13 protein-coding genes are annotated in these 15,471 nt (G+C 61.1%); 7 read left to right on the top strand and 6 right to left on the bottom strand.

What is annotated here, in order from left to right:
• Window positions 1-242 precede the first annotated feature (242 nt).
• Both HBN98_RS14170 and gudD read left to right on the top strand, forming a co-directional pair.
• Window positions 243-1,589 (top strand): MFS transporter, encoded by a 1,347-nt coding sequence (locus HBN98_RS14170; RefSeq protein ID WP_083366375.1) that lies wholly within the window; start codon window positions 243-245, stop codon window positions 1,587-1,589.
• 35 nt (window positions 1,590-1,624) lie between these two features.
• Window positions 1,625-2,968 carry a glucarate dehydratase gene (gudD, locus tag HBN98_RS14165; RefSeq protein WP_064586906.1) on the top strand — a complete coding sequence of 448 codons (1,344 nt, stop codon included), beginning with the start codon at window positions 1,625-1,627 and terminating at the stop codon, window positions 2,966-2,968.
• Between the two features lie 129 nt (window positions 2,969-3,097).
• Here gudD and HBN98_RS14160 read toward each other — a convergent pair whose 3' ends face one another.
• Window positions 3,098-3,970: a LysR family transcriptional regulator gene (locus tag HBN98_RS14160; RefSeq protein WP_064586905.1), complete on the bottom strand. Its 873-nt coding sequence runs from the start codon at window positions 3,968-3,970 to the stop codon at window positions 3,098-3,100.
• Between the two features lie 160 nt (window positions 3,971-4,130).
• Here HBN98_RS14160 and ampC point away from each other — a divergent pair, with 160 nt between their 5' ends.
• Window positions 4,131-5,297 (top strand): class C beta-lactamase, encoded by a 1,167-nt coding sequence (gene ampC / locus HBN98_RS14155; protein ID WP_083366376.1) that lies wholly within the window; start codon window positions 4,131-4,133, stop codon window positions 5,295-5,297.
• Window positions 5,298-5,406: 109 nt separating this feature from the next.
• On the opposite strand, the gene HBN98_RS14150 is transcribed toward ampC, so the two are convergent.
• A complete protein-coding gene (locus HBN98_RS14150) occupies window positions 5,407-5,979 on the bottom strand; it encodes a DUF4174 domain-containing protein (RefSeq protein ID WP_064586899.1) in 573 nt (190 codons plus the stop codon).
• Between the two features lie 208 nt (window positions 5,980-6,187).
• Between HBN98_RS14150 and HBN98_RS14145 the strand changes: the two genes are divergently transcribed.
• On the top strand, window positions 6,188-6,658 hold the full coding sequence (locus HBN98_RS14145; RefSeq protein WP_083369354.1) for a GNAT family N-acetyltransferase: 471 nt from the start codon (window positions 6,188-6,190) through the stop codon (window positions 6,656-6,658).
• Between the two features lie 94 nt (window positions 6,659-6,752).
• Here HBN98_RS14145 and HBN98_RS14140 read toward each other — a convergent pair whose 3' ends face one another.
• The 3 genes from HBN98_RS14140 to HBN98_RS14130 form a co-directional block, all read right to left on the bottom strand.
• On the bottom strand, window positions 6,753-7,538 hold the full coding sequence (locus HBN98_RS14140) for a sulfite exporter TauE/SafE family protein (RefSeq protein WP_083366377.1): 786 nt from the start codon (window positions 7,536-7,538) through the stop codon (window positions 6,753-6,755).
• Window positions 7,539-7,760: 222 nt separating this feature from the next.
• The gene (locus tag HBN98_RS14135; protein WP_083366378.1) at window positions 7,761-8,984 is read right to left on the bottom strand and encodes an MFS transporter; all 1,224 of its coding nucleotides are present in this window, start codon (window positions 8,982-8,984) and stop codon (window positions 7,761-7,763) included.
• Window positions 8,985-9,160: 176 nt separating this feature from the next.
• On the bottom strand, window positions 9,161-9,910 hold the full coding sequence (locus HBN98_RS14130; protein ID WP_083366379.1) for a hypothetical protein: 750 nt from the start codon (window positions 9,908-9,910) through the stop codon (window positions 9,161-9,163).
• Window positions 9,911-10,254: 344 nt separating this feature from the next.
• On the opposite strand from HBN98_RS14130, the gene HBN98_RS14125 reads away from it, so the two are divergent.
• From HBN98_RS14125 to HBN98_RS14115, 3 genes are all read left to right on the top strand, one after another.
• Window positions 10,255-11,403 carry an aldose epimerase family protein gene (locus HBN98_RS14125; RefSeq protein ID WP_083366380.1) on the top strand — a complete coding sequence of 383 codons (1,149 nt, stop codon included), beginning with the start codon at window positions 10,255-10,257 and terminating at the stop codon, window positions 11,401-11,403.
• Window positions 11,404-11,610: 207 nt separating this feature from the next.
• Window positions 11,611-12,432, top strand: a complete 822-nt coding sequence (locus HBN98_RS14120) for an aldo/keto reductase (RefSeq protein WP_083366381.1) — start codon at window positions 11,611-11,613, stop codon at window positions 12,430-12,432.
• Window positions 12,433-12,460: 28 nt separating this feature from the next.
• Window positions 12,461-12,931 (top strand): DUF1810 domain-containing protein, encoded by a 471-nt coding sequence (locus HBN98_RS14115; RefSeq protein ID WP_083366382.1) that lies wholly within the window; start codon window positions 12,461-12,463, stop codon window positions 12,929-12,931.
• Here the strand turns inward: HBN98_RS14115 and HBN98_RS14110 are convergent.
• Window positions 12,896-15,256 (bottom strand): DNA polymerase II, encoded by a 2,361-nt coding sequence (locus HBN98_RS14110; RefSeq protein WP_162276284.1) that lies wholly within the window; start codon window positions 15,254-15,256, stop codon window positions 12,896-12,898. The two genes, HBN98_RS14115 and HBN98_RS14110, sit on opposite strands and share 36 nt — an antisense overlap.
• Window positions 15,257-15,471: the final 215 nt, after the last annotated feature.

Raw genomic sequence — 15,471 nt, 5'->3', positions numbered from 1 at the left:
GCGGCGGATGGTGCCCCCCATCACAAGCCTCACACTAAAAGCCATGCGGCACAGTGAGCCCAGTCCGAAAAGCGCCGAAAACACGGCACACATCGATAAAAAGGCATAAAGAATCTGCTTCCAAGATGAATTTAATCGCTCCATCCCACTTGTAGGACAAAAAATTTGAGTTGTATGATGTCTATCAACAACGCAACACCCAGCCCTACCCCGCATAAAAATAATCAGTGGGAGAAAACCAAGTGAAAACCTCCGTCTCCGGGATGAACGAGGGCGCCGACTCGACACTCGCGTCCGCCATCTCGAAAGTGAAACGCCACGTCCTGCCGCTCTTCGTGATCATGTTCATCGTCAATTACATTGATCGGGTGAACATCGGTTTCGTCCGCACTCACATGGAACATGACCTGGGCATCGGCGCCGCCGCCTACGGTTTGGGCGCCGGGCTGTTCTTTATCGGTTACGCGCTGTTCGAAGTGCCTTCCAACATGCTCCTGCAGAAAGTCGGCGCGCGTATCTGGCTGACCCGCATCATGCTTACCTGGGGCCTGGTCGCCGCCGGCATGGCGTTCATCCAGACCGAGACCCACTTCTACATTTTGCGTTTTTTGCTCGGTGTGGCCGAGGCCGGGTTCTTTCCCGGGGTGATTTATTACTTCACCCGCTGGCTGCCCGGCGTCGAACGCGGCAAGGCGATTGCGATCTTCCTCAGTGGTTCGGCGGTGGCCTCGCTGATCTCCGGCCCGCTGTCCGGCCTGCTCCTGCAGATCAACGGCCTGGGCATGCACGGCTGGCAATGGATGTATTTCATCGAAGGGATGTTCTCGGTCGGGCTCTGTGTATTCGTCTGGTTCTGGCTCGACGCCAAACCCCACGACGCGAAATGGCTGAGCCGCGCCGAGCAGGACGCGCTGGTTACGGCCATCGACGATGAACAGAAGGCCCGCGAAGCAGCGACGCCGATCCGGCCGTCGATGGGCAAACTGCTCAAGGACCGCCAGATCATTCTGTTTTGCCTGATCTACTTTTTCATCCAGCTGACCATCTACGCCGCGACCTTCTGGCTGCCGAGCATCATCAAGAAAATGGGCGAGATGAGTGATCTGCAGGTCGGGTTGTTCAATTCGATCCCATGGTTGCTGTCGATCGTCGGCATGTATGCCTTCGCCTCCTGCTCGGCCAAGTGGAAGCACCAGCAGGCCTGGGTGGCGACCGCACTGTTGATCGCGGCGGCAGGAATGTTCATGTCCACCACCGGCGGACCGATCTTCGCTTTCGTCGCGATCTGTTTTGCCGCGCTGGGCTTCAAATCCGCGTCGTCGTTGTTCTGGCCGATTCCTCAGGCCTATCTGGATGCACGGATCGCGGCGGCGGTGATTGCGCTGATCAATTCGGTGGGCAACCTCGGCGGCTTCGTCGCGCCGACCACCTTCGGCCTGCTCGAAGAACACACCGGCTCGATTCAGGGCGGCCTCTACGGTTTGGCCGCGACCTCGATCATCGCCGCAATCATCGTCTTCGCCGCACGCACCACGCCGAAACCCGCTGCTGACCTCGCCGTGGCCGCAGCCGCGCCGAAACACGCCTGACTGACGTTTTGCTGAATGCTGACAAGGATAAGAACATGACCGCACACGACACTGCAAAAGCCCCGATCATCACCGACATGCAGGTGATTCCGGTGGCCGGCCACGACGGCATGCTGCTCAATCTGAGCGGCGCCCACGGGCCGTTTTTCACCCGCAATATCGTCATCCTCAAAGACAACGCCGGTCACACCGGCGTCGGTGAAGTGCCGGGTGGCGAGCGCATCCGCCAGACCCTGGAAGACGCCCGCAGCCTGGTGCTCGGCAGCCCGATCGGCAACTATCAGAAAATCCTCAACCAGGTGCGCCAGACCTTCGCCGAACGTGATGCCGGCGGCCGTGGCCTGCAGACGTTCGACCTGCGGATCACCATTCACGCGGTGACCGGGCTCGAAGCCGCGCTGCTCGATCTGCTCGGGCAACACCTTGACGTCCCGGTCGCGGCGCTGCTCGGTGAAGGTCAGCAGCGCGATCAAGTGAAGATGCTCGGCTATCTGTTCTACGTCGGTGACCCGCGCGAAACCAGCCTCGCCTACCGCAGCGAACCGGACGCCGACAATGATTGGTTCCGCGTGCGTCACGAGAAGGCCATGACCGCCGAAGCGGTGGTGCGCCTGGCCGAAGCGGCCCAGGCGAAATACGGCTTCAAGGACTTCAAACTCAAGGGCGGCGTGCTCAGCGGCGATGCGGAAATCGAAGCCGTCACCGCCCTCGCCGAACGCTTCCCGGATGCGCGCATCACCCTCGATCCGAACGGCGCCTGGTCACTCAAAGAAGCGATCCGCCTGTGCCGCGACCAGCATCACGTGCTGGCTTACGCCGAAGACCCGTGCGGTGCGGAAAACGGTTACTCGGGACGCGAGGTCATGGCCGAATTCCGCCGCGCCACCGGACTGAAGACGGCCACCAACATGATCGCCACCGACTGGCGAGAGATGGGCCACGCCATCCAGTTGCAGTCGGTGGACATCCCGTTGGCCGACCCGCACTTCTGGACCATGCAGGGTTCGGTGCGTGTCGCGCAGCTGTGCCATGAGTGGGGGCTGACCTGGGGTTCGCACTCCAACAACCACTTCGATATCTCCCTGGCGATGTTCACCCATGTCGCGGCGGCGGCGCCAGGCGACATCACCGCCATCGACACCCACTGGATCTGGCAGGACGGCCAGCGCCTGACCAAGGCACCGCTGCAAATTGTCGACGGCTGCGTGCAAGTGCCGAACAAGCCGGGGCTGGGCGTGGAACTGGACATGGATCAAGTGGCCAAGGCCCACGAACTGTACAAAGGCATGGGCCTCGGTGCGCGGGATGACAGCGTGGCGATGCAGTTTTTGATTCCGGGCTGGACGTTCGATAACAAGCGGCCGTGTCTGGTGCGCTGACACTCGTTTTGAATCCACCACCGCCCCTGTAGGAGTGAGCCTGCTCGCGATAGCGGTGTGTCATTCAACATTGATTTTGAAAGACACACCGCTATCGCGAGCAGGCTCACGCCTACAGGGGGCTCTGTATTAACCAGAGATCTGTAGCAGCCAGTATTTGAACGCCGTCATCGCCGCCGTCTCCGGCCGCGACTGCAAGCGCGTCAGCCAATAACTGCCGGTGGTGATTTCAATCGCAAACGGCTGGCGAATCACATCCGCCGCCAGTTGCCGGGCGAACATCAACGGCGGTGCCAACGCTACCCCACTGCCCTGCAGTGCGGCCTCCATCATCGCCAGCGACGAATCGAACACAATGCTCTGCGGCGGTGCCGCGTGGGTCGCCAGGCCTGCGGCGTGAAACCATTCCGGCCATTCATCGGTGCGATAGGAACGCAGCAGGCGCTGCTGCAGCAAGTCTCCCGGCGTATGCAATTGGCGGGCAATTTCCGGTACGCACAACACTGACAGTGGCGCATCGAGCAGGCGCGTTGCCTCGATGCCATGCCACGCACCCGCGCCGAAACGGATCGCGTAATCCAGGCCTTCGGCCGCAACATCGACACGATTGTTGTGGGTCGACAGCCGCAAATCTATGAGCGGATGTTTCGCCTGGAAGTCCGCCAGCCGAGGCAACAACCAGCCGACCGCGAACGTCCCCACGGCACCGACGGTCAACGTTTCGCGGTACTGCCCACCGGCCAGCCGTTCAAGCATCTGCGCAATGTGATCGAACGACGTGGTCAACACCGGCAACAGGGTTTCTCCTTCACTGGTCAGCATCAGCCCGCGAGGCAGGCGCTTGAACAGGGTGACATTGAGTTGCGCCTCGAGGCTTTTGACCTGATGGCTCACCGCCGCCTGGGTCACGCACAGCTCCACGGCAGCGCGGGTAAAGCTCAGATGCCGCGCCGAGGCTTCGAACGCGCGCAGTGCATTGAGCGGCAATTGAGGTCGAATCATGCCCAGTCCCAAATTTTTCTAATGGCTCATCCGAGTTTTCATCGTTTGTCGACGAGTGCCAGACTGCCTAAATTGTCGGCGCTGATCAGCTGCCCACCATTACAATTGCCCGCAGTCTAGCGGGATAGCACCCTCAACACTCATGGAGAGTGGTTCATCTATGTCATTCATCAATCCGACCAAAGTCATTTCCTGCAGTGCTTTCGGCCTGTTCTTCGGCGCCGCCGCGTGCATGGCCGCCACGCCCAGCGACGAGCAACTGCAAGCCCTGGTGAAAAAAGCCGTCACCCCGGTGATGCAACAGCAGAACATTCCCGGACTCGCCGTGGCTATCACCCTTAACGGCCAGCCGCATTACTTTAACTACGGCGTTGCCGCCAAGGATACCGGGCAGAAAGTCAGCGAAAACACCCTGTTCGAAATCGGCTCGGTGAGCAAAACCTTCACCGCGACACTCGCCGGTTACGCCAAGGCCACGGGCAAACTGGACCTGTCGACCAAGGCCAGCCAGCTTTGGCCGGAACTCAAAGGCAGCGCTTTCGATAACATCAGCGTGCTGCAACTGGGCACTTACAGCGCCGGCGGCCTGCCACTGCAATTCCCGGCCGAAGCGGATTCGGCTGACAAGATGCTCGGTTATTACCGGCAGTGGAAACCGGATTACCCGGCGGGCAGCCATCGCCTGTATTCCAACCCGAGCCTTGGGCTGTTCGGCTATCTGACGGCGAAAAGCCTGGGCCAGCCGTTTGATCAGGCCATGAGCGATACCCTGCTGCCGAAACTGGGCCTCAAGCACACCTTCATCAAGGTGCCCGCTTCCGAAGCCCAGCTTTACGCCCAGGGCTATGACAAGAAAGACCAACCGGTTCGGGTCAGTCCGGGCGCACTGGATTCCGAAGCCTACGGCATCAAAACCAGTGCGGCGGATCTGCTGCGCTATGTCGAGGCCAACCTGAAACCGGCCAGCCTGGAAGCACCGCTGCAAAAAGCCATCGCCGCGACCCACACCGGTTACTACACCGTTGGCGACATGACCCAAGGTCTGGGCTGGGAGCGTTACGCCTACCCGATCAGCCTCGATAAATTGCAGAACGGCAACTCGACGCCGATGGCCATGCAAGCGCACAAGGCCACATGGCTGACCCCACCCCAGCCTGAACCGGCCAATGTGCTTTACAACAAAACCGGCGCGACCGGTGGCTTCGGCGCGTATGTGGCGTTTGTGCCCTCGAAGGAGCTGGGCATCGTGATCCTGGCGAACAAGAACTATCCGAATGCGGAGCGGGTGAAGATTGCCCACGAAATATTCAGTGTTCTGACTGACTGATATTGAACCTGTGGTGAGGGCGCTTGCTCCTTCAGCACAAGGTTTCATGCAGGCAATAAAAATGGGCGACCTGCAGAGGTCGCCCATTTTTTTGATTCAGGCCATGCCATCAATCATCCGGCATTTCCGGTGGTTTGCTCGGTTTGGCGGGTTTGGTTGTTTTGGCGCCCTTCTCGCCTTTCTTGGCTGCCGGTTCGGCGGCAGCGGCGGCGGTTTCGGCCACTGTCGGAGCGCTGATGTCTTTCTCGCTCGCCGGCAGTGCATCAACGGTATCGAAGATTTTCTTCAGGTCCACGGACTTCGCGTCATCGCCCGAAGCCGAGAGTTTGGTCTCGCCATCCTTGCCAAGCAGGAACACTTTCGGGTAGGCGCCGGCACCGAGTTTCAGCGAACGCAGCAAGGCCATGGTGTCCTGCTGGCCGAGGTCCTTGCCATCAAGCTGTCCGGCCATATTGAGGATGGTGTAGACCTTGATGTTGCGATCGGTCACACCTTTTTTGTTGGCTGGATCCTCCAGCGACTTTTTCAGCCCCACCCACACCGGGTCGACGGTGCTTTGTGCGATCACGATCAGCGGTCGGGCCCGCCCCATATCCCCGGCTATGGGCGAGTCGTTGTCAGCGGCGAACAAGGGGCCGGCAATCGCCAGCAAGAGTGTCAGGGTCAGTGACCTGATGAGCATGCGCATCTCCTTTTGATATCCACGCTCTAATGATTGCGCATCGTGGCGATTGTTCCGGGCATGCCCGGCAAATATGTTTCGCCTTGTCAGAAGCTTAGGACAGCCACGACATTGCGCAACCGCATGCGCGCAATCATGACGTCGATTTGATTACCTTTCATGAGCGCATTAGGGTGGCTGCTCTGCCAACGAAATGGAGTTCACCCGCATGCACATCGACTACCTGTGCGATCACCCGCATCTGATTGAGGAACTGGCCGAGCTCAATTTCAAGGAGTGGGGCGAGTTCCGCCCCGGCGATACCCTTGAGGCCCGCACCGAACGCATGCGCAAAGCCTGCGGCAAAGGTGCAATTCCCAGTGTGGTGGTGGCCATCGAAGACGGCAGATTGCTCGGTGGCGCGCTGCTGATCGACAGCGACATGAAGATCCGTCCCGAGCTGACGCCCTGGCTGGCCGGGGTTTATGTGAAGGCCGAGGAACGTGGACGCGGGGTTGCTTCGCAACTGGTCAACCGGATTGTCGAAGAGGCCAGGGCGTTAGGCGTACAGACGTTGTATCTGTACACCGATGCGGCGCAAGCGCTATATGCGCGGTTGGGTTGGCAGGTGGTCGAGGATCTGGTGTACGAAGACCTGCCGGTGACAGTCATGAAATTCAACATTCATAACTCCCTATAGGAGTTGCCGAAGGCTCGGGCCGCGTTCGGACGATCTTTCGATCTTGATCATAAAAACGAAGATCAAAAGATCGCAGCCTCCGGCAGCTCCTACATCAAAACGCCAGTTTGTAGCCGATCAACAGCAGCATGGTCGCCAGGCACGGACGCAGCAATTCATCGGAAATGCGCCCGGTCAGGTGGCTGCCGAGCCAGATGCCCGGCAGCGAACCCATCAACAGGAAGCCCAGCACGCCCCAATCCATGTTGCCCATGCTCGCGTGGCCGAGGCCGGCGACCAGGGTCAGTGGCACGGCGTGGGCGATTTCGGTGCCGACCAGGCGCCGGGTCGGCAGCAGCGGATAGAGGATGAACAACGCGACCGTACCGAGGGCGCCGGCGCCGATCGAAGTCAGGGCGACCATGGTGCCGAGGATCAGGCCGGTGATCACCGTCATCACGTTCAGGCGCGCGCCGCTCGGGTTGTAATTGCCACCCGCGCGTTTGTGGGCGAGCTCGAGCAGGCGCTTCTTGAACAGAATTGCCAACGCGGTGGCGAACAACACAAAGCCCAGCGCTTGCTTGATGATCGCGTTCATCGCCTCGGGCGCAGTGTGCAGGGTGCTGAGGAACCACAGGGTCATGGCGACTGCCGGCACGCTGCCGAGGGTCAGCCAGCCCGTGATGGCCCAATCGATGTTGTTGTTCTTTTTATGAACGAGCACGCCGCTGGATTTGGTGATGGCCGCGTACAACAGGTCGGTGCCCACTGCGGTGGCCGGGTTGATGCCGAACCACAGCAGGATCGGCGTCATCAACGAACCGCCGCCGACACCGGTCATGCCGACAATAAAACCCACCACCAGCCCGGCGATGACCAGGCCGAAATTTGCCAATTCCATTAAGACGTCCAGAAAAACGACAGGAAAAATCTGGCCCGCAGCATAGCGATTTTTCATATAACCACATATATCGATGCGGTCTATCGTTATGCCTTTGTGCGACATAGGGTGTGCTTTTTGTGGGAGCGAGCCTGCTCGCGAAGAGCGGCCTCTCAGTCAACAATGATGGGCCTGATATGGCCCTTTCGCGAGCAGGCTCGCTCCCACAGGGGTTGTGCGCTGTCAGGCAGATCCGTGCACACGCCGGCCCGGCTTGAAACTGTGATGACCGTTGATCCACACCGTCGCCAGCGCGATCAGCGACAAGATCAGCAGCGCCCACGGAAACGACATCGCCCCCGCCCGGGCCAGCAGCAAACCGCCAAACAAGCCGCCGCCGGCAATCGCCACGTTCCAGGAGGTGGTGAGCATCGCCTGCACTACGTCCACATGCTCCCCCGCCGAGTCCGCCGCCGCTGTCAGCAGCAACGTCGCCGAGCCACCGAACGACAGGCCCCACACCGCCATGCAGGCGTAGATCAGCCACGGCGAAGGCGACATCAGCGCCAGCACCAACGCAGTCACGGCAAACACCGCGAGGCTGATCAGGGTCAGCCAGCGCAGCCAGCGATCCACCAGCAGGCCGATGATCCAGATCCCGACCAGTGAACACAGGCCGAACACCAGCAGCACCCGATCAACCCGCTCAGCCAGCCCGACCTGCATCAGGAACGGTGCAATGTAGGTGTAGAGAATGTTGTGTCCGAGCATCCAGGTCAGCACCACGAGCAGCACCGGCCGCACGCCCGGCAGGCGCAGCGATTGCAGCAGCGGCAGGCGTTCGGCGCTGGCCTGGCCCGGACGGTCCGGCACCGCGATGACGATCCACGCCGCCAGCACCAGGGCCAGCGCCGACATGATCCCGAACGACGCACGCCAACCGATCAGGTTGCCCAGCCAGGTTCCCGCCGGCGTGCCCAGCGACAGCGCCACTGGCGTGCCGAGCATGGCAATCGCCAGCGCCCGCCCCTGCTGATGCACCGGCACGATGCCGCGGGCGTAACCGGCCATGATCCCCCACGACAGGCCCGCCGCCATCCCGGCGAGGAAGCGCGAGGCCAGGGTCAGGCCGTAATGGCTGGAGAACGTGGTAATGGTGTTGAACACCAGGAAGCCGCCGACCGTCATCAGCAGCACCCGCCGCCGTGGCCAGCCCCGGGTGGCGACGGTCAACGGAATCGCCGCGACAATCGAGCCCAGCGCATACAGCGTCACCAGTTGCCCGGCGAGCACTTCGCTGACCCCGAGCCCGGCGCCGATCTGCGGCAGCAATCCGGCTGGCAGGGTTTCGGTGAGGATGGCAATGAAACCGGTCATGGCGAACGCCAGCAACGCGGCATACGGCAGTTTTTCACTGCGGGCGGCGCGGTCGATGCGGGTGAAATTTGTGCTTGCGGAGTCGGTCATGACAGGTGCAGCTCCCTTTGGATCAATCGTAGCGATGGATTGTATACAAAAATCCCACTCACAATTTGATCAATGTGGGAGCGAGCCTGCTCGCGAATACGGTGGATCTATCAGAGATTCAGCGCCTGGCAGATCGCTTTCGCGAGCAGGCTCGCTCCCACATTGGATCTCCGCACTTACTGCACCGGCAGGAAATTCAGGAAAAGCAGACTCTGCGCGTAATTCAGACCAATGCGCCGATAGCGCTCGTCGAGCATCTGCGCCAGCAAGTCGAGCCGCGCGACGATCTTGCCGAACTCGGTGGCGAAACTGAGGTTGCTGCCCTCCTCCGAGATTTCATTGGAGAACAGCAGCGGCTGGCCTTCCTTGTTCTGCCGTTGGGCCAGAATCCACGTGGCTTTCTCGATGTTGCGCGCGGCGTTGTGGACGAAGGTCGGGTTGATCGCATCGGTCATGTAGAACTCGACGCGATTGCCGTGGGCGGTGACCAGCATGCTGCCGATGGCATAGATGAACGCGCCGACCCGGTCACCGAGAAACTCGGGACTCATCGCATAGCTGAGCGCCGCCAGATCCTTGCGCCCGCCGAGCACCGGCAACGGTTGCTGCTGCTCGACCGCCAGACGCACCTGTTTCACGGCGGTATTGATGTCGAGGAAACCCGATTTGCGCAGCTCTTCGGGGTTGCGCAAATACAGTTTGCCCATCAAGCGGTAAAGACTGTTGAGGTTGTCGCGCATCGCCAGCGTGGCCATGCGATCGACACTGGTCTGCAAGAATTCCTGCGGCTGCCCATCACGCATCTGCGCAATGAAACCGTTGCCGCTCTGGTGGCTGCAACCACTGAACATCAACGACGACAGACACGCCAGCAACAGGCACGGGCGGCGAACAACAGCAGCGATCAGGTCACAAACTCTCGGCATGAATTCTCGAACGGGCACATTCCTGCGCGGCGGGCGTCGCCGCATCCTGGCCATGGATAGAGCCGGCAATTGCGAAAAAGTGCAGTGGCGGGTGTTCCCGGCTGATATCTGGCGAAGGAACGCCAAGCAAATTAGTCAGTCTTTATTGTTGAAGTAAACGGTGAACAAGCTATAAATCTTCTTTCACGACGCAAATAGATTGACTAGTTAACCTGTAGGAGCTGCCGCAGGCTGCGATCTTTTGATCTTCGTTTTTAGAATCAAGATCAAAAGATCGCAGCCTGCGGCAGCTCCTACAGGGAGTCGTGGTGTTTTCAAAACAACAACAAAAAGGAAGGTCAACCATGCTTCAATCACGTCACCTGCTTTCCGGCCTCGGACTGTCCCTGATGATCGCCACCCTTTCCGCCCACGCGGCGGGCCTGACCGCCGAACATAAAGCCTTTGGCAAAACCAATGACGGCACGCCCGTCGAGCAATACATCCTGCGCAACAGCCACGGCATGCAGGCGACTGTCATCACCTACGGCGCGACCCTGCAATCGCTGCTGGTGCCGGACAAACACGGCAAGTCCGCCGATGTGGTGCTGGGTTTCGACGATGTCCAGGGCTACCAGAAAGGCACCGCCTATTTCGGCGCAACCATCGGCCGCTTCGGCAATCGCCTGGCCGACGGCGCGTTCGAACTCGACGGCAAACGCTATCAGGTGCCACAGAACGACAAGTCCAATGCCTTGCACGGCGGCACCCTGGGTTTTGACAAAAAAGTCTGGAAAGCCGAGCCGGTCAACGACAAGGACTCGGTCGGCGTGACCCTGACCTACCTGTCGGCGGATGGCGAAATGGGCTTCCCCGGCAACCTCACCACGCAAGTCACCTATCGCCTGACCGACAACAACGAACTGCGCATCGACTACCAGGCCAGCACCGATAAACCGACGGTGCTGAACCTGACCAACCACAGCTACTTCAACCTCGCCGGCGCCGGCAATGGCGACATCCTCAAGCAGGTTGCCACCCTGCACGCCAGCCATTACACGCCGGTCACCGGCAAACTGATCCCGACCGGCGAACTGGCCGCCGTGGCCGGCACGCCGATGGAATTCACCAAGCCCACCGCCATCGGCACGCACATCAAGGCTGATCACCCGCAGCTGAAATTCGCCGAACCGAAACAGGGCGGCTTCGATTTCAACTGGGTGCTGGATACAAAGGGTGATGTGAGCAAAGTCGCCGCCGAGGTCAGCGATCCGCAGTCCGGGCGGCACCTGCAGTTGTTCACCAGCGAGCCGGGCGTGCAGTTCTACACCAGCAACTTCCTCGACGGCACGGTCAAGGGCAAGGGTGGCAAGCTCTACCCGCATTGGGGCGCGTTTACCTTGGAGACGCAGCACTATCCGGACTCGCCGAATCAGCCGAACTTCCCGAGTACGCGGCTCGATCCGGGACAGGCTTATACACAAAGCGTCGTCTTGAAATTCACCACAAAATAACTGACCTCACTCATCTCCTGTGGCGAGGGAGCTTGCTCCCGCTGGACTGCGCAGCAGGCCCCTGCTTTCCAACTGAATGAAAAGCGAGGGCCGCTTCGCGCCCCAGCGGGAGCAAGCTCCCTCGCCACAGGTTCATCCCCATCCATTGGAACCCCTGCGCTATCCTGCTGCCCACTAAGGTATCGACCATCAGCACAGGAGGTTTGAATGCGTACCCTCGAACTGGCAGGCGTGCAGGTTCCAGTGATTGGCCAAGGCACCTGGCGCATGGGCGAAGATCGCTCGGCGCACCCGCGTGAAGTGGCCGCGTTGCGCCAAGGTATCGAATTGGGCATGACGCTGATCGACACGGCAGAAATGTACGCCGAGGGCGGTGCCGAAACAGTCGTCGGCGAAGCCATTGCCGGCCTGCGCGACCAGGTGTTTCTGGTGAGCAAGGTCTATCCGCACAACGCCAGCCGCCAAGGCATCCCGCAAGCCTGCGAGCGCAGCCTGCGTCGGCTCGGCACCGATTACATCGACCTCTATCTGCTGCACTGGCGCGGCCAGTACCCGCTGGAGGAAACCGTCGAAGCCTTTGAACGTCTGCGCGAGGACGGCAAGATCGGCCGCTGGGGCGTGTCGAACTTCGATGTCGATGACTTGGAAGAACTGGCCAAACCGGCCTGCGCCACCAATCAGGTGCTGTACAACCTCGAGGAGCGCGGCGTCGAATTCGATCTGCTGCCATGGTGCCAACAGCAGCGCCTGCCGTTGATGGCGTACTGCCCGATCGGTCAGGGCGGCGCGATGCTGGCTGAACCTGTGCTGAAGCAGATTGCCGCTCGTCACGACGTGACCCCGGCGCAGGTTTCGCTGGCGTGGATTCTGCGTCAGGATGGTGTCATTGCGATTCCCAAAGCTGTGCGGCCCGAACACGTGCAACTCAATGCACACGCGGCGCAACTGCAACTGGATGCCGGGGATCTGGCGGCGCTGGACCAGGTATTCAAAGCGCCACAACGCAAGCAGCGACTGGCGATGGTCTGAGTCGCTGACCGCTGGCGAGGGCTTCGTCATGAGAAGCACTGATCAGTACGACCCGTTCAATCTGCAGCGTTTCGTCCAGGCCCAGGACCCGGTGTTCGAACGGGTCCAGCGTGAGCTCGACGAGGGGCGCAAGCGCAGCCACTGGATGTGGTTTGTGTTCCCGCAGTTCGCCGGGCTGGGTGGCAGCGAGATGTCGCGGCGCTTCGCCATTCAGTCTGCCGAGGAGGCGCGGGCCTATCTGGCTCACGACCTGCTCGGCGCGCGACTGCGCAGCTGCACGCAGTTGGTGCTGAACATCCGTCAACGCTCGATTGCCGAGATTTTCGGCCACCCCGATGACCTGAAATTCCACTCCTCGATGACCCTGTTTGCCCAGTTTGGCGCCGAGGACAGTCTGTTCAATCAGGCACTGGAGCGTTACTTCCACGGCATCCTCGACGAATGGACCCTGCAACTGCTGGACTCAAAACAGGCCCAGTTGCCCCCCGATCAGGGTTGAGAAATCGTCGTCGACGAACGGCAGGATCGCGTCGGCCACCGGTTGCAGCTGGCGGCTGATGTAGTGGTCGTAATCGATGGCGGCGCGGCGCACTTCCAGCGGTTCCGGCCCGGCCAGGGTGATCACGTAACTGATCCAGCCACCGTTCTGGTACTGCCGCGGGCGACCGTGCTGCGCGTTGTAATCGTCGGCCAGCCGCGCGGCGCGAACATGCGGCGGCACGTTGCGTTCGTAGTCATCGAGGGTGCGGCGCAGGCGCTTGCGATAGACCAGGCGCTCATCGAATTCGCCGGCCAGGGTCTTGCGCACATAGTCGCGCACGTAGTCCTGATACGGCTTGCGCTGGAAGATCCGCTCGTAGAGCTCCTGCTGGAACTGCCGGGCCAGCAGCGACCAGTCGGTGCGCACGGTTTCCAGGCCCTTGTAGACCATTTCTTCGCTGCCGTCGGCGCGCGTCACCAGACCGGCGTAGCGCTTTTTGCTGCCCTCTTCCGCACCGCGAATGGTCGGCATCAAAAAGCGTTTGTAGTGGGTTTCATACTGCAATTCGAGGGCGCTTTGCAGGCCGTACTCGTCGCGTACATGCTCGCGCCACCAGTCGTTGACGTGCCTGACCAGCGCCTGACCGATCTGCGCCGCTTCCTCCTGCCCGTGAGGTCGGCGCAGCCAGACGAAGGTCGAGTCGGTGTCGCCGTAGATCACCGCATGGCCCTGTTCTTCGATGAGCTGGCGCGTACGCAGCATGATCTCGTGGCCGCGCAAGGTGATCGACGAGGCCAGGCGCGTATCGAAAAACCGGCAACCGCTGGAACCGAGCACGCCATAGAAGGCGTTCATGATGATTTTCAGGGCCTGCGACAGTGGCGCGTTGTGCTCGCGCTTGGCGGTCTCGCGGCCTTCGGCGACCCGCGCGACAATTGACGGCAGGCAATGCCGGGTGCGCGAGAAACGCGCACCGCGAAAGCCCGGCACCGAATCGGCATCGTCCGGGTGCTGCAGGCCTTCGATCAGCCCCACCGGGTCGATCAGAAAGGTGCGGATGATCGACGGATACAGGCTTTTGTAGTCGAGCACCAGCACCGACTCGTACAGCCCCGGCTGCGAATCCATGACGAAGCCGCCCGGGCTGGCCTGCGGCGGGTTGGTGCCCAGATTCGGCGCCACAAAACCCTGGCGGTGCATCAACGGCATGTAAAGGTGAGTGAACGCCGCCACCGAGCCACCGCTGCGATCCGCCGGCAGCCCGGTGACGCTGGCGCGTTCAAGCAAAAACGTCAGCAGCTCGGTCTTGGCGAAAATCCGCGTGACCAGTTCGCAGTCCTTGAGGTTGTACTTGGCCAGCGCCGGTTTGTCCTCGGCGAACATGCGGTTGATTTCGTCCATGCGCTGGTACGGGTTGTCGATCGACTTGCCCTCGCCGAGCAGGGTCTGGGCGACGTTTTCCAGGCTGAACGAAGGGAAACTCCAGGTCGCCGAGCGCAGCGACTCGATGCCGTCGATGATCAGCCGCCCCGCCGCCGAGGCAAAGTAATGGGTGCGGCTGCCATGTTCGCGCCACTGCATTTCCTCGCCGCCACGGCCGATTTTCAGCGGCACCCCGAGGCGCCGCGCGTGTTCGTGGAGGATGCGCAGGTCGAACTGGACGACGTTCCAGCCGATGATCGCATCGGGGTCATGCAGGGCGAACCAGTCGTTGAGTTTCTTCAGGATAAGGGTGCGCGAATCGCAATATTCCAGATCAAAGTCGACGAGGCTCGCGTCACCGTTGGGCGCGCCGAGCATGTACACCTGACGCTGGCCGCAGCCTTCCAGCGCAATCGAATACAGCTCGCCAGTTTCGGTGGTTTCGATGTCGAGCGAGACCAGGCGCAGCTTGGGACGGTATTGGGGATCCGGTTTGAGCTGGGCGTTGCGCAAGACGCCGTCGGCATCGGGGCTGCCGCCGAACAGCACCGGCGCGGTGATGAACCGCTCCATGAGGTAGCGCTCCGGCGGGCGCACGTCGGCTTCGTAAACGTCGACACCGGCGCGGTTGAGTGCGGTTTCCAGGCGCATCAACTGGCCGTGTTGCTGGCAATACAGCCCGAGCACCGGGCGATGCTCGAAATCCTGCAGGGCCAGCGGGCGCAGTTCGACGTTCTTTTCGTCGTGCAGCAGGCGCTCGGCCGCCTCGCGCTGGGCGGCGGGGATAAACGCCACCGACGTCTGCGGCGCCAGGCACACACGACGCGGCCCGGCATCGGTCGCCAGCCAGAACTCGACTTCGGTGCCGGCCGGGGTATCGCGCCAATGCCGGGTCAGGACGAAGCCCTGCTGTAAATCCACCACTGCAACCTCAGGAATTGAAACAGAGGGGCATTCTACGCGGCATCCTCCGAGATAACTCCATCCACTGTGGCGAGGGGATTTATCCCCGATGGCCTGCGCAGCAGGCCCAAAACCACCCGACACGGTGTATCAGGCAACCCCAGCGGTCTGATACTGGGCCTACTGCGTAGGCCATCGGGGATAAATCCCCTCACCACAAAAATTTCCTTACA

Source organism: Pseudomonas koreensis (assembly GCF_012986595.1).
GTDB classification, from domain to species: domain Bacteria; phylum Pseudomonadota; class Gammaproteobacteria; order Pseudomonadales; family Pseudomonadaceae; genus Aquipseudomonas; species Aquipseudomonas koreensis.
This window is presented reverse-complemented; position numbering and strand designations above follow the sequence as displayed.